The organism is Bacillus sp. CZDM1 (genome assembly GCF_055502545.1).
Map to the genome: position 1 here is coordinate 186,421 of NZ_JBUESO010000005.1, position 19,017 is coordinate 205,437.

Annotated in this window: 20 protein-coding genes; 16 read left to right on the forward strand and 4 right to left on the reverse strand. The window is 37.9% G+C overall.

Features of this window, described 5'->3' with window-relative positions; translation table 11 throughout:
* Nucleotides 1-2 precede the first annotated feature (2 nt).
* From ACY3XC_RS13545 to ACY3XC_RS13565, 5 genes are all read left to right on the forward strand, one after another.
* Nucleotides 3-1,358 carry a CpaF family protein gene (locus ACY3XC_RS13545; RefSeq protein ID WP_464869026.1) on the forward strand — a complete coding sequence of 452 codons (1,356 nt, stop codon included), beginning with the start codon at nucleotides 3-5 and terminating at the stop codon, nucleotides 1,356-1,358.
* Entirely contained in the window at nucleotides 1,355-2,317 is a 963-nt protein-coding gene (locus tag ACY3XC_RS13550; protein ID WP_464869027.1) for a type II secretion system F family protein, read from the forward strand. The genes ACY3XC_RS13545 and ACY3XC_RS13550 overlap by 4 nt, the downstream gene beginning before the upstream one ends.
* A 1-nt stretch (nucleotide 2,318) precedes the next feature.
* Nucleotides 2,319-3,251 carry a type II secretion system F family protein gene (locus ACY3XC_RS13555; RefSeq protein ID WP_464869028.1) on the forward strand — a complete coding sequence of 311 codons (933 nt, stop codon included), beginning with the start codon at nucleotides 2,319-2,321 and terminating at the stop codon, nucleotides 3,249-3,251.
* 29 nt (nucleotides 3,252-3,280) lie between these two features.
* Entirely contained in the window at nucleotides 3,281-3,619 is a 339-nt protein-coding gene (locus ACY3XC_RS13560; RefSeq protein WP_464869029.1) for a helix-turn-helix domain-containing protein, read from the forward strand.
* 341 nt (nucleotides 3,620-3,960) lie between these two features.
* Nucleotides 3,961-5,325, forward strand: a complete 1,365-nt coding sequence (locus ACY3XC_RS13565; RefSeq protein ID WP_464869030.1) for a glycosyltransferase family 2 protein — start codon at nucleotides 3,961-3,963, stop codon at nucleotides 5,323-5,325.
* Between the two features lie 53 nt (nucleotides 5,326-5,378).
* Here ACY3XC_RS13565 and ACY3XC_RS13570 read toward each other — a convergent pair whose 3' ends face one another.
* Nucleotides 5,379-6,011: a DUF2085 domain-containing protein gene (locus ACY3XC_RS13570; RefSeq protein WP_464869031.1), complete on the reverse strand. Its 633-nt coding sequence runs from the start codon at nucleotides 6,009-6,011 to the stop codon at nucleotides 5,379-5,381.
* A 65-nt stretch (nucleotides 6,012-6,076) separates the two neighbouring features.
* Nucleotides 6,077-6,295, reverse strand: a complete 219-nt coding sequence (locus ACY3XC_RS13575; protein WP_464869032.1) for a hypothetical protein — start codon at nucleotides 6,293-6,295, stop codon at nucleotides 6,077-6,079.
* Between the two features lie 227 nt (nucleotides 6,296-6,522).
* On the opposite strand from ACY3XC_RS13575, the gene ACY3XC_RS13580 reads away from it, so the two are divergent.
* Both ACY3XC_RS13580 and ACY3XC_RS13585 read left to right on the forward strand, forming a co-directional pair.
* The gene (locus tag ACY3XC_RS13580) at nucleotides 6,523-7,524 is read left to right on the forward strand and encodes an AI-2E family transporter (RefSeq protein ID WP_464869033.1); all 1,002 of its coding nucleotides are present in this window, start codon (nucleotides 6,523-6,525) and stop codon (nucleotides 7,522-7,524) included.
* 12 nt (nucleotides 7,525-7,536) lie between these two features.
* Complete coding sequence (locus ACY3XC_RS13585) at nucleotides 7,537-7,770, forward strand: hypothetical protein (protein ID WP_464869034.1); 234 nt, start codon at nucleotides 7,537-7,539, stop codon at nucleotides 7,768-7,770.
* Between the two features lie 36 nt (nucleotides 7,771-7,806).
* Here ACY3XC_RS13585 and ACY3XC_RS13590 read toward each other — a convergent pair whose 3' ends face one another.
* On the reverse strand, nucleotides 7,807-8,514 hold the full coding sequence (locus ACY3XC_RS13590) for a DNA alkylation repair protein (protein ID WP_464869035.1): 708 nt from the start codon (nucleotides 8,512-8,514) through the stop codon (nucleotides 7,807-7,809).
* 164 nt (nucleotides 8,515-8,678) lie between these two features.
* Here ACY3XC_RS13590 and ACY3XC_RS13595 point away from each other — a divergent pair, with 164 nt between their 5' ends.
* Nucleotides 8,679-9,650 carry a cation diffusion facilitator family transporter gene (locus tag ACY3XC_RS13595; RefSeq protein ID WP_464869036.1) on the forward strand — a complete coding sequence of 324 codons (972 nt, stop codon included), beginning with the start codon at nucleotides 8,679-8,681 and terminating at the stop codon, nucleotides 9,648-9,650.
* A gap of 25 nt (nucleotides 9,651-9,675) precedes the next feature.
* Here ACY3XC_RS13595 and ACY3XC_RS13600 read toward each other — a convergent pair whose 3' ends face one another.
* Nucleotides 9,676-10,188 (reverse strand): acyl-CoA thioesterase, encoded by a 513-nt coding sequence (locus ACY3XC_RS13600; RefSeq protein WP_464869037.1) that lies wholly within the window; start codon nucleotides 10,186-10,188, stop codon nucleotides 9,676-9,678.
* A gap of 159 nt (nucleotides 10,189-10,347) precedes the next feature.
* Between ACY3XC_RS13600 and nadE the strand changes: the two genes are divergently transcribed.
* From nadE to ACY3XC_RS13640, 8 genes are all read left to right on the forward strand, one after another.
* Nucleotides 10,348-11,163: an ammonia-dependent NAD(+) synthetase gene (gene nadE, locus ACY3XC_RS13605; RefSeq protein ID WP_464869038.1), complete on the forward strand. Its 816-nt coding sequence runs from the start codon at nucleotides 10,348-10,350 to the stop codon at nucleotides 11,161-11,163.
* 124 nt (nucleotides 11,164-11,287) lie between these two features.
* Nucleotides 11,288-12,487 carry an MASE3 domain-containing protein gene (locus ACY3XC_RS13610; RefSeq protein WP_464869039.1) on the forward strand — a complete coding sequence of 400 codons (1,200 nt, stop codon included), beginning with the start codon at nucleotides 11,288-11,290 and terminating at the stop codon, nucleotides 12,485-12,487.
* Between the two features lie 174 nt (nucleotides 12,488-12,661).
* Nucleotides 12,662-14,092 (forward strand): amino acid permease, encoded by a 1,431-nt coding sequence (locus ACY3XC_RS13615; protein WP_464869040.1) that lies wholly within the window; start codon nucleotides 12,662-12,664, stop codon nucleotides 14,090-14,092.
* Between the two features lie 138 nt (nucleotides 14,093-14,230).
* Nucleotides 14,231-15,064, forward strand: a complete 834-nt coding sequence (locus ACY3XC_RS13620; protein ID WP_464869041.1) for an amino acid ABC transporter substrate-binding protein — start codon at nucleotides 14,231-14,233, stop codon at nucleotides 15,062-15,064.
* The gene (locus tag ACY3XC_RS13625) at nucleotides 15,051-15,746 is read left to right on the forward strand and encodes an amino acid ABC transporter permease (protein ID WP_464869042.1); all 696 of its coding nucleotides are present in this window, start codon (nucleotides 15,051-15,053) and stop codon (nucleotides 15,744-15,746) included. The genes ACY3XC_RS13620 and ACY3XC_RS13625 overlap by 14 nt, the downstream gene beginning before the upstream one ends.
* 20 nt (nucleotides 15,747-15,766) lie before the next feature.
* A complete protein-coding gene (locus ACY3XC_RS13630; protein ID WP_464869043.1) occupies nucleotides 15,767-16,501 on the forward strand; it encodes an amino acid ABC transporter ATP-binding protein in 735 nt (244 codons plus the stop codon).
* 121 nt (nucleotides 16,502-16,622) lie between these two features.
* The gene (locus tag ACY3XC_RS13635) at nucleotides 16,623-17,156 is read left to right on the forward strand and encodes an NfeD family protein (protein ID WP_464869044.1); all 534 of its coding nucleotides are present in this window, start codon (nucleotides 16,623-16,625) and stop codon (nucleotides 17,154-17,156) included.
* Between the two features lie 13 nt (nucleotides 17,157-17,169).
* Nucleotides 17,170-18,684: a flotillin family protein gene (locus tag ACY3XC_RS13640; protein WP_464869045.1), complete on the forward strand. Its 1,515-nt coding sequence runs from the start codon at nucleotides 17,170-17,172 to the stop codon at nucleotides 18,682-18,684.
* The last annotated feature ends 333 nt before the right edge of the window (nucleotides 18,685-19,017 follow it).

Genomic DNA, 19,017 nt, shown 5'->3' on the forward strand with positions numbered 1-19,017 from the left:
ATATGTCACTATTTAAACGATTTATAGAGGAAAATAACACAATAATAAATACCAATACCAAGTCATCCCAAGAAATTCCGATTGCAGAGAAGTCACAAGAGTTCTGGGATATCGAGGCGGACCTTCATAATTACCTTTTGGAAGAATTGAAAAAATATCCTGGTCAAAATAAAAAACAGGAAAATGAAAAATTAGAGGAATTAGCAGAGAACTTTTTTGAACAGGAAGGTACAAGGTTGACCTTTGAAGAGAAGAGGGATCTTCTTCATTATGTTAAAGACGAATTGCTTGCTTATGGGCCGATTACCCCTTTGTTGGAGAATCCTTTAGTCAGCGAGGTTATGGTTAATAGCTACAATGAGGTTTACTACGAGAAAAAAGGTAAGGTTTACCGAAGCAATGTAAATTTCATCGATAATCAACATGTTATGCGAGTTATAGAGCGAATTGTTTCCCCTATTGGCCGCCGAGTGGATGAAAGTTCACCAATGGTTGACGCGCGTCTGCCTGATGGTTCACGTGTTAATGCGATTATTCCTCCGCTGGCACTTAAGGGACCAAGCTTAACCATCCGAAAGTTCTCTGAAACTCCATTTACTATTAAGGATATTATCGATTTTAAAACTTTGGATGAAAAAATGGCGGAATTTCTTGAGATTTGTGTGAAATCAAAGCTTAATGTTTTTATTAGCGGTGGGACTGGATCAGGTAAAACCTCGACACTAAATGTATTATCATCCTTTATTCCCAATGATGAACGGATTGTAACAATCGAAGATGCAGCCGAGCTTAAACTCGAACAGGAGCATATCGTTTCACTTGAATCCCGTCCGCCGAACATTGAGGGTAAGGGACAAATTACGATCCGTGATTTAGTTCGAAATGCACTTCGGATGCGTCCTGATCGAATCGTAGTCGGTGAGGTTCGAGGAGCAGAGGCTTTGGATATGCTTCAAGCAATGAACACCGGTCATGACGGGAGCTTAAGTACAGGTCACGCAAATTCTCCGCGTGACATCCTTTCACGCTTGGAGACCATGGTGTTAATGGCAGGATATGAACTTCCGGTAAAAGCCATCCGTGAACAGATTGCGAATGCGATTGATTTAATTGTCCATCAGTCAAGGATGAAGGATGGGACACGAAAGATTACCCATATAACGGAAGTACTAGGGTTGGAAGGGGAAACGATTGTTCTTCAAGACCTTTTTGTTTTTAAGGAAACACGTCATACTATTGATGGCCGAATTGAGGGTAAATTCATAAGTACCGGTATTCGGCCCAAGTTCACCGAGCAGCTTGAGATAAATGGTTATCAGCTGCCTTCATCATGGTTTATTGGGGAGTGGGAAAAATGAAAACAGCGATAACAATTCTGCTGCTATTTATTGCCGTTAGCGGCACTATATTTCTCTTTCTAGTAACCTATGCTGAAAAGCGAAGGATCAAACAACGTATAAACGAGTTTTTGCCTTCTCCAGAGCAAATAGAAGTATCGAGCGAACGTGAAAAGAAACCATCTGTCAGTAACCAGTTAGTATATAAAATTGCGGCTATGTTTAAAAACGTTCAATTTAATGAAGGTACAGAAAAGCTATTGCTTGAAGCAGGAAGTAAATTGAAACCAGAGGATTTTTTTGCGCTTAGGCTTCTTGCAGCTGCCGGAATTGGCTTATTAGGATTAATTCTAGACTTGCCATGGTATTTTAATGCGGTTGTGGTAATCATTGGCTTTGCAGTTCCTAAAATCATCATGAAACGAAAAAGAAAAAAACGCTTGGCCTTTGTAAACTATCAATTGATTGAAGTGTTAGGAATGATGGCAAACTCCATGCGAGCAGGCTTTAGCTTTATGCAGGCAATGCAGCTGGTTGGAAAAGAGATTCCCGATCCACTGGGACCTGAATTTGAGCGAGTAATTCGCCAGGCAGGATTAGGTGTTCCTTTGGAGGAGGTTTTCGATGAAATGGAGAAACGCCTGCCAAATAAGGAACTGGAAGTAGTAATCAGGGCTATTCTTGCTCAAAGAAGGAGCGGAGGAAACCTAGCTGAGTTGCTTGAAACAATGGAAGAAACCATTAGGGGCAGGGTTAGAATACTGGAAGAACTAAACACATTGACTGCACAGGGCAGGATGTCATCTTGGATTATTACGTTATTGCCGGTTGGTCTTGGATTGTATTTAGCATTAGTAAATCGTGAATATTTTGCACCCATGCTGGAGCATCCATTAGGATGGATGATGCTGTTCGTTGCTTCAGTCTCTATCATCATTGGCTGGGTGGTTATTCAGAAAATCATCCGAATCGAGGTGTAATATGCTGGATATTATACTATTATTTTTACTCGCTGGATTTTCAACTACACTTATAGCAGCTTTTATGCTTACCATATTCAAAAAACAAATAGCCTTCAATGAACGGGTAAATAAATTTTTTGCTGAACCATTAAAAAAGCAAAAAGAAGATTCATTAGACGAAAAGAATAAGAAGAGTTTAAAAAAGTCTATCGATATCTATTGGAGCAAAGGAACAGAGATGTTAAGTAAAAGGGTTTCAAAAGCCGAGAGGAAAAAATTAGACATGCTCCTAAGGGACGCTGGCAATCCTTTTAAATCAGCGGTCGATTTCAGGCTGTTCCAATTCGTCCTAAGTGCTGGATTATGCTTACCTATATTTTTCTTTATTCTCCCTAGTTCAGATAACAAACTGTTAACCTGGATGATGATGTTGACGTTGGCAATGTTAGGGTTTCGACTTCCAATCTTTTATCTAGGGAAGAAAAAGACTGCTAGAATTAAAGCGATTAATGTTTCTATGCCTGATTTTTTTGATACTGTAAATCTATTGTTGGAAGCAGGAATGGGGTTAGATTTGGCTCTGCTAGAGGTCTCGAAAAAGATTAAAGGTCCGCTCGCGGAGGAATTCTTTCAAACGTTGGAAGATATGAAGCTTGGTAAATCTAGAAGAGAGGCTTTCTATGCTCTTCGGAAACGAGTGCCTTCTGATTCCTTTCAAAGTGTCATTACCTCATTAATCCAGGCAGACCAGCTCGGAATCGGAATGGCAAAGGTTCTAGGCAATTTAACTGTAAGAATTCGTGAACAACGTCGTGAAGCTGCACGGGAACAGGCCATGAAAGCACCTGTTAAGATGTTATTTCCAATGGTATTTTTCATATTCCCTTCTATATTTATTGTAATCTTAGGACCATTGGTAATTACGCTAATAACAAAAGGCCTCGGTGGGTAAGTTGAAAATTTACAACAAGGGGTGATTCGATGGACGGAAATAAACTCAAAGCGTTGAGGGTAGACAAGGGAATGTCTTTAAGTAAGTTAAGTGAACAGACCGGTATCTCAAAATCTTATTTAAGTTTAATAGAACGGAAAATTCAAAAGAACCCAAGTTTGGAGATACTCGGGAAGCTAGCAGAAACCTTTGGAGTGGCAGTAGAGGATTTGATTCGTATTGAAAAAGAGGAGTCAGGACCATACTGTAAAGGGTTACTACAGGTGAAAAGTAAACTAAAAGTCGAAATAGAATTGTCTGATGATCAATTAACCACTGAAAAATTAAACCAAATAAAAAAGTTAATTGATGCCATAAATACAAATTAATCTTGTTTTTAGTAAGTGTAAATTTTTTTTGTTTTATTGTTCATTATATTGAACGTTACGTTCAATATATATCCTGAAGGGACAGATGACAATCAAAGAGTATAAGATTCTTTTGAGGTTATTGTTACATATTTTACAGTCTTCAACTTTAATTTAAATATTCCCATAAAGTGTCCATACTGAAGAACTTTTGATTAAAGAAAGTCCTAAAAATTACGTGCTTATAAAAAAGAGAATGTTAGTCTCGAGGGAACTGGCCAGGTAAACCAGATGAGAGTACCATTTTCCCAGCTGAATTTTCAATAGATTATGTAAAAATTTATCGTAAAGTAGGAGAGTAAATGGAAAATATATTTGAAATTTGGCCGCATTTAATTTTCATCATCTGTCTCATTTTCCCGATTTTCCATATGATTCATTCGCTGTTTATTCTAAGGAAAAAACCCTATTATCTAAAAACAGAGATAAAGTTATCCGAAAAACCATTGAGTATTTTGGTCCCTTGTTACAATGAGGAATCTATTATTGAAACAACTATTTTAGGGATTGAGGGACTAAATTATAAGAATTATGAATACATCCTGATCAACGATGGTTCTACTGATCATTCATTTGAAATAATGGAAGAAATGTTAGATCTAGAGATTCAAAAAATGAGACCGAATAATTGTGATTTAGAGTTTGCTCCAATAAAAGGAATTTATAGATCGAAGAAAAACCCGAGGATTGTCGTAATTGATAAATTTAATGGGGGAAAAGCAGACTCACTTAATGCTGGAATAACCTATGCCTCCAACGATTTGGTTATTACCTTAGATGCGGATAGCATATTAGATGATAAGGCTCTTTGTGTTATTAACAGAGCTTTTGAAGATCCCAACTTAATCGCTGCGGGAGGAACCGTCCATGTTTTACAGGGTAGAAAGTTAAGAAATAGTTCTCTAAAACCTACATTAAAGGTCAAACCGATTGTTAAATTTCAAATCGCTGAATATTTACGGGGATTCTATATTTATAAAGCGTCTCTAGCAAAGGCAGATGCTCTTTCCATTATATCTGGTGCTTTCGGTATTTTTAAAAGAGATGTTTTGATTAAAGTAGGCGGATATAGAAAAACGATTGGCGAAGATATCGATATTACCTTAAAGGTTCAACATTATAAAAATAAAAAAAACGATTTAAAAGTAGCCTATATTCCAGAAGCAATTTGTTATACGGAGGTTCCTGAAACATGGAAGGGGCTGTATGACCAGCGAATTAGGTGGCAAAAGGCGTTTATTGATTGCACTGTTCTTTATTTAAAAGAATTTCTGTTATCCGTTTTTAAGAGTCCTTTATCCTTTTTCTTTATGGTTGATGCATTATTTGTAGGTATTTTTTGCTCATTTCTTACTGTAGTAGGATTTTTGTCTATAGTATTATTTTCGGGTAATCCAAGTGTAATTTTCCTCTTTGCTATCATTACCGGTTTATCAAATTTACTCTATAATTTTGTGGCTATTGTTATTTCTTATTACTATCGAAATAGTTTTTCCTATAAAGAATTTCTAAATATTTTAGTTGTTATCATTTTTGATATCATTTTCTATCGATTTTTTACATTGTTTTGCACGTTAAATGGAACCGTACAATACTTTATTAACAAAGAAGGATGGAACAAAGTCGCTAGAACTGGCAGACAATATCATATTGAACAGGAAGGGTAATTTTTTTAGGTGAAGTTGTTCTTTATAATGAATAATTTATCCTTTATAGAATTTTATATGGTTATCCAAGAATGCATGACAGAAAGTAACCAGAGAAAAGCCAGACTGGTAAATACCGAAAGAGCCAATTTTAATGTACGGCGGCGGATTGATGAAAAAAGAAATGAAGCACATAAACTAAACCATACAATGATTGTGAAAATAATGATGCCATTAAGAAGGTCGGACGGAAGGTTGCCCCAATAAAATATTCCACCCAAGAGACAGCTTAAGAGAAGTGGTAGATAAAAATCCCTACTCTCGTTTAGAACCGGTTGGCATTTATGATCCAGTGCTTGTTTCGATAGCAGCGGGTAAATAAAATAAGGTAGGACGAAACCAAATAAAGTCCCCGTAACCAACCTCCTGACATTCGTCGATTCAAATACGTTTAAATATGAACCGAGTCCATCGATCATTAATGGAACCAGAAACAATAAAAGTAAAAAGCTTACCTTAATAGAAGGAATCGTAATACTTTGTTTCCTTTTTGAAAAATGTAAATAAATAAGCGTAGAAAAAATTCCTATATAAATCCCAGTATCTCTCGCGCAAACCGCAAGAACCTCACCGGACACTGTCAGCGATCGCTCATCTAATTGATGGCATATCGCCCGACCAAAAAAATGAAAAACTTCATGCAGCATCCTAATCACTCCTATATTCAAAAAAACCCAATTCAATCTATAGAATTGGGTTTTTCATCTGGAAGTTAATACGTCATAAAGGCTGGAATAATGGACAATGCTGAAGCGGCAAACCAGCAGATACAACTAAGGACAATCGCGGCAATACCGATAATTAAACAAGTTTTTCCAACGGCTTTTTTGTCTATATCTTGATCATTCATCCAAACTATCCCTAAAATGATTCCAACTACAGGTATGAAAAAAGACAAGATGTATAAGAGTGCTTTTTGACCTCCTGCCAACTACAATCCCCTCCAATTAAAAACGAAATAAATCACGCTCTTTGAATATGTATGAGAAGGGATTGAATATTTTGCCTGTCCAGCTATTAGAAATTTCCACTGGGTCTTTCGAATGAATCTTTTTTATAAAAGATTCAGACTTAAAAGTAACAATCAGATACTTATTTGTTATAATAAAGTTAATACATAGTTATTAGGACATAAAAAATGGGGTTTGGTAAATTAATATGATAAATAATCTACTTAAAAGCAGCGGTTTTAAAAGAATTTCTATCTTTGTCTTACTGGCACTGGTTCTTTATGGACTAAGAGATATGATCAATTTGATTTTATTTACGTTTATCTTCACATTTCTAATGGATCGGCTGGTTATTTTCTTATCAAGAAAAATTCCATTAAATCGGAAAATTCTTGTTGTAGCTTCCTATACTACAATAGTAGGTTTCCTCTCCTATGGTCTTGTGAAATACTTACCAATGATCATTGGCGAAATAACAGCATTAATAAAACAAATCACTGCATTTTATACCAAAGAACACGATAACATCATATTAAATTATTTGGTCAGCCGTCTTGAGGAAATCCAGGTTTCAAGTTATTTGGAGAGAGGTTTTACCTTTGTAATTTCCTATTTTACTGATATTAGTACATTTAGCCTGCAAATATTAATTGCTCTTTTAATGAGCTTGTTTTTCTTACTAGAAAAACCTCGTTTAATAGAATTTACAAAAAAATTCAAAACAAGTAAGGTTGCGTCTATTTACGCAGAAATAGAATTTTTCTCTGGAAAATTTGTTGGTACATTCGGCAAAGTAATTGAAGCACAATTAATCATTGCAGTGGTTAACTGTGTACTTACCACAATCGCCCTTTGGATATTTGGATTTCCGCAGTTAGGTGGACTTTCCATTATGATTTTCTTCTTAGGATTGATTCCTGTTGCCGGGGTGATCATTTCTCTTATTCCGCTGGTCATCATAGGGTATAGTATTGGTGGAATCATGACAGTCCTTTATGTTTTTATTGCAATCATGATTATCCATGCTATCGAGGCATATATTTTAAATCCAAATTTAATGTCTTCAAAAACAAATTTGCCTGTTTTCTATACCTTCCTCGTCTTAATTTTTTCTGAACACTTTTTTGGAGTGTGGGGCTTAATAATAGGTATACCGGTATTTGTTTTCATCTTGGATGTATTAGAAGTAACAGATAATAAGAAAGTATAGAAGGTGACCCTTATGAGCGAATGCAAACTGGACCATACGAAGGAAGATGTAAGAAATAAATATGAAGCACAAGCAGCATTTCTTCCAGAAGACGTGAAGACATTATTTAATCAATTTTTTTCCGAGGAACATACTCAGGACCTATTAAATGAAGTGTTTCATCTGTTGAAAAAATATGATTTAGCTTCAGAAGAAGAACGAAGTGCGAGAAATAACAGACTACTCTTAGTTTTGAAAAACGTATAAAAAAGTGAAACCCCCACGTCGATGGGGGTTTTCTATTTAGCAAATGGCCGTTTTCTTCTTAATACCTATTTTATCATTTTGAACGATTTTGTTAATATATTGTGTTGCTAATGGAACTTTGCACGCTGTGTTCCCGACATTGACGTGAACCTTGCCAATCTTTTCGGCCACGTTGAGTGCTTCTTCCTGCAAACCGCTAACATAGGCTGCAGCACCAATGACAAAGGTATTCATCACATATCGGACACGATTTCGCTCCTCGTGGATTGTCGTTTCGACTTGATGCATTCGGCTGCGAATTTCTTCTAAATCCAACTTTTCATCAGGTGTTATTGAAATATAGTTTGTATATGTATTCCAGCCGCTAACTGCTACCATTTCTTCCTCTGAATCCATCCATTCACGGGCTAGTTCAAGCGCATAATTACTTTCTGAGGCAACGCCTGCGACCGTGTATTCAGCCGGCATATACCAATAGGCTTTCTTCACCCAATCCTGCAATGTTTCTTTCGTCATTAATTTCGGATTAACGGAAAGTCCAGCCAAATACATCGCATCATGATTCCCCGTATCATAAAGTGCCAATGCAAGTTCATGGTCCTTTTTCACATATTTTACAAGTTTTTTTAAGTCACCTATTTTAACTCCAAAGAAGGGTTCCTTTACCCCGTGGTTCAAATAGATTTTTTTCGTTTGCTCTGAGCCTAATTCCTCAAGATTACTCATTATTTCTTCTAATTTCATACCCAATCCTCCTCAAAATCAGTATATCCCTTTGTATTCCTTATTCTACCAGCAATTTTACCGATTGGGAAAAATTCACTAAATAGGAAGGGAGCTATTTTCATGAAATGGGCTTTTTTTGAAAATAGTAAGGGTATCTAAATGCATGAGGAAGTAGGGGTATAATGGGAGAATTATTTAAATTATTACGAAAAGGTAATAAATCTGCATTGATTGCAGCCATCGTTAACACGATCATTTCGATTGCTAAAGGTGTTGCCTATATGTTTACGGGAAACGTCGCGATGTTTGCGGAAACGATGCATAGTCTAGGAGATGCGGCTAACCAGTTTTTTGTGTTTATCGGTTCTGCCTTAAGTAAGAAGTCACCAACTGACCGTTTTCCTAATGGCTTTGGTCGATTGGTTAACTTAGTCTTGCTAGGGGCTGTATTAATCGTTGGGATTATGGCGTTTGAGACCATCCAAGAAGGTTATCATCATATCCTGCATCCAGCTGAATCAGAAGGGTTCTTAATTAATGTAGGCGTACTGGCATTCGCTCTCATCCTTGAGATATACGTTCTCTATAAGGCAATGAAGGAAGTTATGCATGAGGTCGGAGAACCAGCAAGTGGTCCGAGTGTTATTTTTAAAAGTTTTGCCCATCTCGGCAGAGCTAAGCCAGCAACAAAGCTTGTGTTCATGGAAGATCTAGTCGCGACAAGCGGAGGCTTACTTGCTATTATCGCCGTCGTGATTGCCCATTTTACGCATATCCATTGGATTGAAGGAGCTGCTTCTATTCTCATCGGTCTCATGATGTTCTTTGTTGTCGGCAGAGTCTTTTTGGATAATGCTGCGGGTGTTCTTGGCAGGGCAGATGAGGAAATGGAAGAGAAGATTGGTCAATTAGTGATGTCAGACCCTGATGTTAAAGATATCCAAGACCTTGCTGTCATTAAAGAAGGGGAAGATTTACATGTGGAATTGGAAATTGAGATAGACCCTAATCTAACAATTGCCGCTGCAGATGATATTAAAGACCGTTTGCAGGAGAAAATCATGGCAGAAAAAGGCGTCGTCGATGTCACGATTGAGTTTGATGAAGAAGATGGGGTTATGACGTGGAAAAGTGAGTCAACAGAGAAAAAGTGAAGATAGGCGAGCTATCAGCCTATCTTCATTCCCAAGGTTTTTCGGTTGTAAAATAACTTGCGAGTTCCTTACTGCTTTTACGATGTTCTTTCCGTTTTTCAGCTCTATCTTTTCCTGTTTCAAACAGCTTTTTTTCTTCTTTCGTTTCGGGAATAATCTCAGGAACTTTTGTTGGTTTTCCTTCTTCATCCAAAGCAACAAAGGTTAAAAAAGCAGTAGCTGCAATTTTTCGTTTACCCGTCATTAAATTCTCTGCAATCACTTTGACGAAAACCTCCATTGAACTGGTCCCAGTCCAGGTAACGAAAGATTCAATACATATAGAATCCTGTTGAGTAATCGGGCTTAAAAAGTCAACTGAGTCTGTTGAGGCGGTAACAACTTCTTTTCTTGCATGTCGTACAGCCGAAATGGAGGCAATCATGTCCATGTCACTCATTAACTTGCCGCCAAATAAGGTATTGTGATTGTTTACATCATTCGGAAAAATTCTGCCCGTCCTAACCACTCTTGATTCATTACAAGTTTTTGGGTTCATTTTATTCCTCCATAATATGTGATAACTTATTTTGAGCTGAAAACCAATTCTATAATCATATCATTTGTTGAGGGAAGGAGTAAGATTTTAAGTAAATATTAAACAATTATGATAAATTCTTATTAGCATATAAAAACAATGGAGGTATAAATAGATACCATGCAAAGAGAAATAATCCAGACATTAAATGTGAAACCTGAGATTAATCCTAAGGAAGAGATAAGAAATCGAATTGACTTCTTAAAAAGCTATTTAGTAAAAACAAGGGCAAAGGGATACGTTTTAGGAATTAGCGGTGGCCAGGATTCAACGCTTGCGGGACGGCTTGTCCAGCTCGCGGTTGAAGAACTTCGTCAAGAAGCCAATGATGCTTTATTTATTGCTGTTCGATTGCCTTATGGGGTACAGCGGGATGAAGACGACGCAGTCCGAGCAATGAAATTCATCTCCGCAGACCGGGAGTACACGTTTAATATTCAAGAGGCAGTGGACGCTGTTCAATCTGAGTATAATACTGCCAATCCAGCAGAACCATTAAGTGATTATCATAAAGGCAATGTGAAGGCAAGATTGAGAATGATTGCTCAATATGCTTTTGGCGGGATGGAGAACTTGCTCGTCATTGGCACGGACCATGCGGCGGAGGCGGTTACAGGTTTCTTTACGAAACATGGTGACGGAGGAGCGGATGTGCTGCCTTTAAGCGGATTAACGAAACGCCAGGGCAAAGCACTGCTTAAAGAGCTAGGTGCCGAAGAAAGTCTCTATCTGAAAGTGCCAACTGCTGATTTGCTCGACCAGAAGCCAGGTCAAGCTGATGAAACAGAACTAGGGATTTCATATGATGACATCGATGATTACCTCGAAGGAAAAATTGTTTCACAAGAAATAGCAGAAAAAATTGAAAAACGCTATCTTGTAACTGAACATAAGCGACACCTTCCAGCATCCATGTTTGACCAATGGTGGAAATAGAAAAAGGGGACTTTTCCCTTTTTCTATTGAAAATTCATAAAATTGATATAATTTGACTGATTATTTTTCCACACCTCTTTTATAATTAGATTTAATCAAATCATTGTAAAAGGATGTGGAAAATATGAGATCAAAGATGACGGAAACTAAATTCCTATTTTATTCGGTAAGTGCCATTTTTCTGCTGATGTTGGTTCGTATTTTCATATCACAAACTTATACCATTTATGACCCCAAAAACTATGTAGGCATGCACTCCCTATTAGAGATTATCTGTATTGCGATTTCTATAACTATCTTTCTATATGGACTGAAAAAGTTCAGCGCAACTAGATCCCTTCGTTTGCTGCTTTTAGCTTTTACCTTTTTAACAACTGGAATAATTGATTTATTCCATACCCTTTCATACAAGGGAATGCCTTTTTTTATAACAGAGAGCTCTGTCCAAAAGGCAACCTGGTTTTGGATTACGGCCAGGGTCATCCAATCGATATTAATGTTAACTATAATTCTTCTTCCTGATAAGAAAGTAAAGAAAGATTATCGCTTTGTATCCGTCACCCTCGGGTTATTACTTACAGGCGCCGTTGGATACATTATTATTGCCTATGAGAAAGTTCTCCCCTTGCTTGTGATTGAAGGTAAAGGTACTACCTTATTAAAAAATGGTATGGAATATGGTGTAAGTTTTATATTATTTATCTCTTTGATGGTTGCCTTATATCAATATTATCTAGACAAAAAGGAAGACAAATTATTTTTCGGGTTGGCTTTTGTCTTTTTGCTTCTTACCGAATTAATTTTTACAATCTATCAAAGTGTTTTTGATCTTGATAACTTCTTAGGTCATATTTATAAGGTCTTTGGTTTTTACTTTATTTTAAAAGGGTTTTATTTTTCTGAATATGTTAATGAAAAGAAATCCAATGAACAAATTTCGATGTCATATCATCCAGGCTTATTTTTTACGCTGAGGGAGATTGGAAAACAGTTTGTTTGTACGCATATTGATGGTGCATTGCATAACGGAGTTCCCTCTTCTCAAAAAGACTTGGCGGGAGTACCGATTTCGAAAATCCTGCCAGCACTGGATGGATCCTTAAATGACTATTGTCATCTAGCTAAGAAACTTCAAGAAAGTGTCACCTTTGAAATACAATTTCAGGATAAATTATTATTGATTTCCTTAAAACCAACTGTTGACGAAATTGGCCAAGATGTTATACTAGGAACGGCGATGGATATGTCGGGAGTATTTCCCCGAAGGTTCAATTCAAAGCAGATTAAGCAAGAAGAAAATAAAAATGTCAAAATAGTAATGTAATCATATCAAAGGATTACCTTGCTATTTTTTTTATTGTTTTGGTATTCTGTATGTTATATTTTCCATTGACTATGGTGATAGAGGCACTTAATATTATTACGTTAATATAATAATTATTCACTTTTGAAGTTGATTATAAATTATGCACCTTAAAGCTAGATAGGGGGTTACATCTTGGGGAATTCAAATAAGTTAGGTTTTTGGGTTTTAACTGCACTTGTTGTTGGTAACATGGTCGGTTCAGGTATATTCATGCTTCCGCGTTCTTTATCAGAAGCTGCCAGCGCTGCTGGAGTTATGTTGGCATGGCTATTTACTGGAATAGGTGTGTTAATGATTGCACTTGTATTCGGAAACCTAGCCATCCGGAAGCCGAATCTGACAGGCGGACCACAAATATATGCAAAAGAACTATTTAAACCAGGTTCTCAAGGTTCTATATTATCAGGATTTATGGCTTCTTGGGGTTACTGGATTGGAAACGTAGCTGGAAATGTTGCGATTATTACTACATTTGCTGGATATTTATCAACCTTCTTTCCTGTTTTAACGAGTCAGGCTGACTGGTTCACGATTGGCGGATATACATTGAAGGTTGGTAATGGGTTAACCTTTATTGTTTGCTCCATTCTCTTATGGGGTACGCATTTTATCATTTTACGCGGATTAGAAAGTGCTGGAAAATTAAATTTTGCAGCAACTGCAGCAAAGGTGACGGGATTTTTACTATTTATCCTTGTTGGAGTATTTGCCTTCGATAAAGCAAATATATTACCTATGGTTGAAACTAGATTAGGGGATTCGGGAGAAACATTTGGTTTAATGTCACAAGTGAACAATGCGGCACTAGTAACTTTATGGGCTTTCTGTGGGTTGGAGTCAGCTGTAGTGTTTGCGTCACGTGCGAAAAGAAAAATTGATGTAAAGAGAGCAACGATTGTTGGACTTTTTATCGCTCTTGGTATTTATATTGGGATAAGCACACTGGTCATGGGGATGTTAGACCAAAATACACTTATCAACTCGGAAAAGCCATTGATTGATGCGATTCAAACCGTTTTAGGACCGGTTGGCGGGAAAGTATTAGCCGCTATTGGATTAGTCAGCTTATTTGGTTCTACGATTGGCTGGGTTATGTTAAGTGCTGAAGTACCTTATCAAGCGGCAAAGCAAGGATTATTCCTTCCGGCTTTCTTAAAAGAAAACAAAAAGGGCCTCCCTATCTTTTCACTTGTATTAACAAACGGAATCGCTCAAATTTTTATTTTCTCAACCGTATCTAAATCGATTTCAGGGGCTTTTGATTTTATTATTATCATTGCAACGTTAGCCTATTTAGTTCCTTATTTTATTGCTTCTGTTTATCAGTTGAAATTAGTGATTAAAGGTGAAACATACAATCATAATTCAAAGTCTAGAGTGATAGATGGGATTATTGCAGCAGTTGCAACCATTTATTCAGTATGGGTCATTATATCAGGAACTTCAGATCTTAAGACCTTTATATTAGGGATAGCCCTTTTATCAAGTGGAATCTTCTTTTATGGTCCACTTAAGAAAAAGCGTGCTAAAGAAGAGGAACAAAAAGAATTATTATCTGCCTAGCCTTCGCACCTGCCAGTTTTACTTAAAGGGTTTCCTTTAAGAAAACTGGCAGGTGTTTTACATTTTAATAAGAAAAAAGGGAACGATAATCTTAGGGAGTATTTGTATGGCTAGAAACTAATATAGGAGGTAACGGACTTGAAGAAATTTACGGTTGTATTTGCACTTCTACTTAGCATTCTTTTGCTTATGTCCGCATGTGGTAATGATGATGAGGCGAAGAAGGATAATAAAGATAATAATAAAACAGCAGATAAGGCTGACGATAAGGATTTACTTGCCAAGGTTAAAGATGAAGGCAAGCTTCTAATTGGGACAGAGGGTACATATGCACCATTTACGTTTCATGATGAGAGTGGAAATCTGACCGGGTTTGATGTTGAGATTGCAACAGAAGTTGCAAAACGTTTAGGGGTAGAGCCTGAGTTTAAAGAAACACAATGGGATGCCATATTTGCTGGCCTCGATGCAAAGCGATTCGATATGATTGCGAACCAGGTTGGAATTCGGCCAGATCGACAGGAAAAATACTCTTTTTCTGATCCATATATTACTTCAGCTGCTGTTTTGATTACACACAAGGATAATGAAAAAGTAAAGGCTTTTGAAGACATAAAAGGCTTAAATTCAGCACAGTCCTTAACAAGTAACTATGGAGAAATGGCCAAAAAGCATGGTGCTAATTTAGTTAGCGTTGAAGGCTTTACCCAAGCTGTGGAACTACTTGCTTCCAAACGGGTTGATGTAACCATTAACGATCGAATTTCGTTCCTAGATTATACTAAGCAAAGACCTGATGCGCCAATAAAGATTGCCGCGACTAGTGAAGACGCTTCCGTTAGCGGACTTATGTTCAGAAAAGATAGTGACACGCTAGTTAATGAGGTAAATAAGGCATTAACCGAAATGATAGAGGACGGCATCTACAAAAAAATCTCTGAGAAATGGTTTGGTGAAGATGTACTTAAATAGTATTTTTGCTGATCCAGAGAGAATGGCTCGATTAATTGATATAGCTCAAAGTTCCTTTCTGCCCCTTTTGAAAGGGGCTATTTTAAATACCATTCCATTAACCCTGATTTCATTTGTGATTGGATTGATCTTAGCTATATTAACAGCCTTGGCTCGTATTTCTCATGTGAAGGTTTTCCAAGTGATTGCAAGAGTTTATGTTTCTGTGATTCGTGGAACTCCGTTATTGGTACAGTTATTTATCATTTTTTATGGCCTGCCCACCCTTGGAATCATTATCGATTCCTATATAGCTGCAGTCATAGGATTTTCTCTTAGTGTAGGAGCATATGCTTCTGAGATTATACGTGCTGCGATTCTATCTACCCCAAAAGGACAGTGGGAGGCTGGCTATTCGATTGGGATGAGTTATTCCCAAGTGTTACGAAGAATTATCCTGCCTCAAGCAGCCAGAGTTTCCCTGCCGCCACTATCCAATTCGTTTATTAGTCTCGTGAAAGACACTTCCCTGGCATCCCTTGTACTTGTATCAGAGATGTTTCGCAAAGCTCAAGAAATTGCAGCGAGCAATTATGAATTTTTACTGGTCTATTCTGAAGCTGCCCTGATTTATTGGGTCATTTGCTTTATCCTTTCCGTTATCCAGCAAGTTTTAGAAAAGAAATTAGACCGTTACGTGTAATAGAAGGGAGGGTCCGTGCGTTGATTTCCATTCAAGGATTATATAAACAATTCGGAACGTTAGAGGTTCTAAAAGGGATTGATTTAGAAGTAGAAAAGGGCAAGGTAGTAGTGGTGATTGGACCATCCGGCTCAGGAAAAACAACCATGCTTCGCTGTTTAAATGTTTTAGAAACACCAACGAAAGGCGTTATCTCGATTGAGAGCCAAACACTTGATTTCTCTGTTCCTGTACCGAAGAAAAACATTGCAGCCTTTCGCCGATTAACGGGTATGGTGTTTCAAAGCTATAACTTATTCCCTCATAAAACAGCTCTTGAAAATGTGATGGAGGGACCTGTAATTGTAAAAAATGAGAATAAGGAAAGCGCTCGTAAAAAAGCCCAGACCTTATTAGAAAAGGTAGGGCTGGGGGATAAAATGGATTATTACCCTGTACAACTCTCAGGGGGGCAGCAGCAAAGGGTAGGGATTGCAAGAGCATTGGCAATGGAGCCAGAGGTTATGCTGTTTGATGAACCGACTTCAGCTCTTGACCCTGAGCTGGTGGGTGAAGTGTTAAAAGTCATGAAGGACCTTGCCAATGAGGGGATGACGATGATTGTCGTAACACATGAAATGCGCTTTGCAAGAGAAGCTGCAGACGAGGTTATTTTTATGGATCAAGGTGTTGTGGTTGAAAGGAACAAACCAGAAGAAATATTCACCAATCCAAAAGAGGAACGGACGAGAAAATTTTTAAATATGATTCAGTAGTGCTATGGCAAAAGTCATAGCACTTTTTTTATTATTCGAGTAAAATTTTATTATAAATGTGAAACTTTTCCATTTATTGAATCGTATTAATGTTGAATACATAAGGAAGGGAGTGGTGCCGATGGAAGTATTCAATCTGCCATTAGAAACGATTTATTTATATGGATTAATTGGTTCAGGTATTTTAACCATTTTGTATGTATTCTTTGCGGACGTTGTTCATTTCGATGGACCAGATTTTCTTAATCCAGTGATTATCTTTGCGTTTGTCACTATTTTTTCGGCAAGCGGGTATTTATTTGAGAAGCTTACTGCATTACATTATCTAGCAATTTTAGGGATATCAGCTGTTATTGCCTTCATACTTGTTACTTTGTTAAATGTTTTTATTCTAATCCCATTGTCGAATGCCGAAGAATCACTGGTATATAAAGAAAGTGATTTAAGAGGCAGGATTGGAACCGTGATTACTGCAATTCCGACAGACGGTTATGGTGAAGTTATGATAGAAAGTATAAGCGGAAGAATTGCAAAACCAGCGACAAGCTTTGATCGTGTTCAGATTGATAATGGCACGAATGTGCTTGTGGTTGATATAAAAGATGGGGTGCTCCAAGTTAGCTCTCATCAAGAAATAGAGAAGTACTTACTATAGGGAGGTTGGCTAGATGGAATTGAGTTTTTGGATTGTAATTGGGATTGTTGCATTTATTTTAATCGCTTTAATTAGTGTTTTTATCACGAAGTATCGGACAGCTGGGCCAGATGAGGCGCTGATTGTTACGGGAAGTTTCTTAGGTAACGGCAGTGTACATGTGGATGAATCAGGCAATAAAATCAAAATCATTCGCGGCGGCGGTAGTTTCATTTTACCGGTGTTTCAACAGGCAAAACCGCTTAGCCTGCTTTCAAGCAAGCTTGAGGTAACAACACCTGAAGTGTATACAGAGCAAGGCGTACCCGTTATGGCAGATGGTGTTGCAATCATAAAAATTGGCGGCTCGATTAGTGAAATTGCCACGGCTGCGGAACAATTCCTGGGTAAGGCGAAGGAAGACCGAGAAAATGAAGCGAAGGAAGTTCTTGAGGGCCATTTACGCTCCATCCTCGGTTCGATGACAGTAGAGGAGATTTATAAAAACCGCGATAAATTCTCACAAGAGGTTCAAAGAGTCGCTTCACAGGATTTGGCGAAAATGGGATTAGTGATTGTTTCATTTACGATTAAAGATGTCCGCGATAAAAATGGATACCTCGATTCCCTTGGTAAACCTAGAATTGCCCAAGTTAAACGTGACGCTGATATTGCAACGGCTGAAGCTGATAAGGAAACTAGGATTAAAAGAGCGGAGGCTGCAAAGGAAGCAAAGCGTTCTGAATTAGAGCGTGCTACTGAAATTGCTGAAGCAGAAAAAATTAATCAGTTAAAAGTGGCAGAGTTTCGCCGTGAACAAGATAGTGCAAAAGCCCGTGCTGACATGGCCTACGAATTGGAAAGTGCAAGGTCGAAGCAGGAAGTTACGGAGCAGGAAATGCAAATAAAAATTATTGAAAGACAGAAACAAATCGAATTAGAAGAAAAAGAAATTCTGCGCCGTGAACGTCAATACGATTCAGAAGTGAAGAAAAAAGCCGATGCGGATCGTTACTCCGTTGAGCAGGCTGCAGCTGCAAATAAAGCTAAACAAATGGCAGATGCTGAAGCGAATAAATATCGTATTGAAGCAATGGCAAAAGCGGAGGCAGAACGTGTTCGCCTAGATGGTTTATCCAAAGCGGAGGCCCAAAAGGCACAAGGTACGGCAGAGGCAGAGATTATTCGTCTAAAAGGTTTGGCAGAAGCGGAAGCGAAGGAAAAGATTGCTGAAGCCTTCGAACAATTCGGTCAGGCCGCTATCTTAGACATGATCATGAAAATGCTTCCTGAATATGCGAAGCAAGTAGCCAGCCCGCTTGCTAATATTGATAAAATTACTGTAGTAGATACTGGTAGTTCAGGTGAGAATGGCGGAGCCAATAAAATTACCGGTTATGCAACAAATCTAATGGCCACGCTCCAAGAATCATTAAAAGCATCAAGTGGAATTGACGTGAAAGAACTAATCGAGAACTATTCAGGAAAAGGAAACATAAAACGAAGCATCGAAGAACTCACAGACACAATCAAAAAAACCGAAGACTAAACAAAAATGGTCCTTATCAGAATTGATAAGGGCTCTTTTTATAAAAATTGCTACTATAGGCTTTATTGATTAGTAAATTTATTGATTGGAGCGGAAGGTGCGAGACTCCTGCAGGAGTAAGGGGCAGGGGAGACCCCGCAGGCGCTTTAGCGACGAGGAGGCTCCCCGGACCTCCTGCGGAAAGCGAAGCACCTGGAGCGTAAATCATGCGGAAACTTTGATTTGCAAAAAAATAAGGGCTCCCAAGGGGGAACCCATATGTAAAAAAGAGAGATTAAAATTGGGAGGAGCAAGTCGGTTAATACCATGTATAACCTTAGAGAATTAAGAACT

What these genes read in the sequence shown, in the direction of transcription:
- ACY3XC_RS13545 (WP_464869026.1), top strand. Translation starts at nt 3, where the DNA reads ATGTCACTATTTAAACGATTTATAGAGGAAAATAACACAATAATAAAT.
- ACY3XC_RS13550 (WP_464869027.1), top strand. Translation starts at nt 1,355, where the DNA reads ATGAAAACAGCGATAACAATTCTGCTGCTATTTATTGCCGTTAGCGGC.
- ACY3XC_RS13555 (WP_464869028.1), top strand. Translation starts at nt 2,319, where the DNA reads ATGCTGGATATTATACTATTATTTTTACTCGCTGGATTTTCAACTACA.
- ACY3XC_RS13560 (WP_464869029.1), top strand. Translation starts at nt 3,281, where the DNA reads ATGGACGGAAATAAACTCAAAGCGTTGAGGGTAGACAAGGGAATGTCT.
- ACY3XC_RS13565 (WP_464869030.1), top strand. Translation starts at nt 3,961, where the DNA reads ATGGAAAATATATTTGAAATTTGGCCGCATTTAATTTTCATCATCTGT.
- ACY3XC_RS13570 (WP_464869031.1), bottom strand. Translation starts at nt 6,011, where the DNA reads ATGCTGCATGAAGTTTTTCATTTTTTTGGTCGGGCGATATGCCATCAA.
- ACY3XC_RS13580 (WP_464869033.1), top strand. Translation starts at nt 6,523, where the DNA reads ATGATAAATAATCTACTTAAAAGCAGCGGTTTTAAAAGAATTTCTATC.
- ACY3XC_RS13585 (WP_464869034.1), top strand. Translation starts at nt 7,537, where the DNA reads ATGAGCGAATGCAAACTGGACCATACGAAGGAAGATGTAAGAAATAAA.
- ACY3XC_RS13590 (WP_464869035.1), bottom strand. Translation starts at nt 8,514, where the DNA reads ATGAAATTAGAAGAAATAATGAGTAATCTTGAGGAATTAGGCTCAGAG.
- ACY3XC_RS13595 (WP_464869036.1), top strand. Translation starts at nt 8,679, where the DNA reads ATGGGAGAATTATTTAAATTATTACGAAAAGGTAATAAATCTGCATTG.
- ACY3XC_RS13600 (WP_464869037.1), bottom strand. Translation starts at nt 10,188, where the DNA reads ATGAACCCAAAAACTTGTAATGAATCAAGAGTGGTTAGGACGGGCAGA.
- nadE (WP_464869038.1), top strand. Translation starts at nt 10,348, where the DNA reads ATGCAAAGAGAAATAATCCAGACATTAAATGTGAAACCTGAGATTAAT.
- ACY3XC_RS13610 (WP_464869039.1), top strand. Translation starts at nt 11,288, where the DNA reads ATGAGATCAAAGATGACGGAAACTAAATTCCTATTTTATTCGGTAAGT.
- ACY3XC_RS13625 (WP_464869042.1), top strand. Translation starts at nt 15,051, where the DNA reads ATGTACTTAAATAGTATTTTTGCTGATCCAGAGAGAATGGCTCGATTA.
- ACY3XC_RS13635 (WP_464869044.1), top strand. Translation starts at nt 16,623, where the DNA reads ATGGAAGTATTCAATCTGCCATTAGAAACGATTTATTTATATGGATTA.
- ACY3XC_RS13640 (WP_464869045.1), top strand. Translation starts at nt 17,170, where the DNA reads ATGGAATTGAGTTTTTGGATTGTAATTGGGATTGTTGCATTTATTTTA.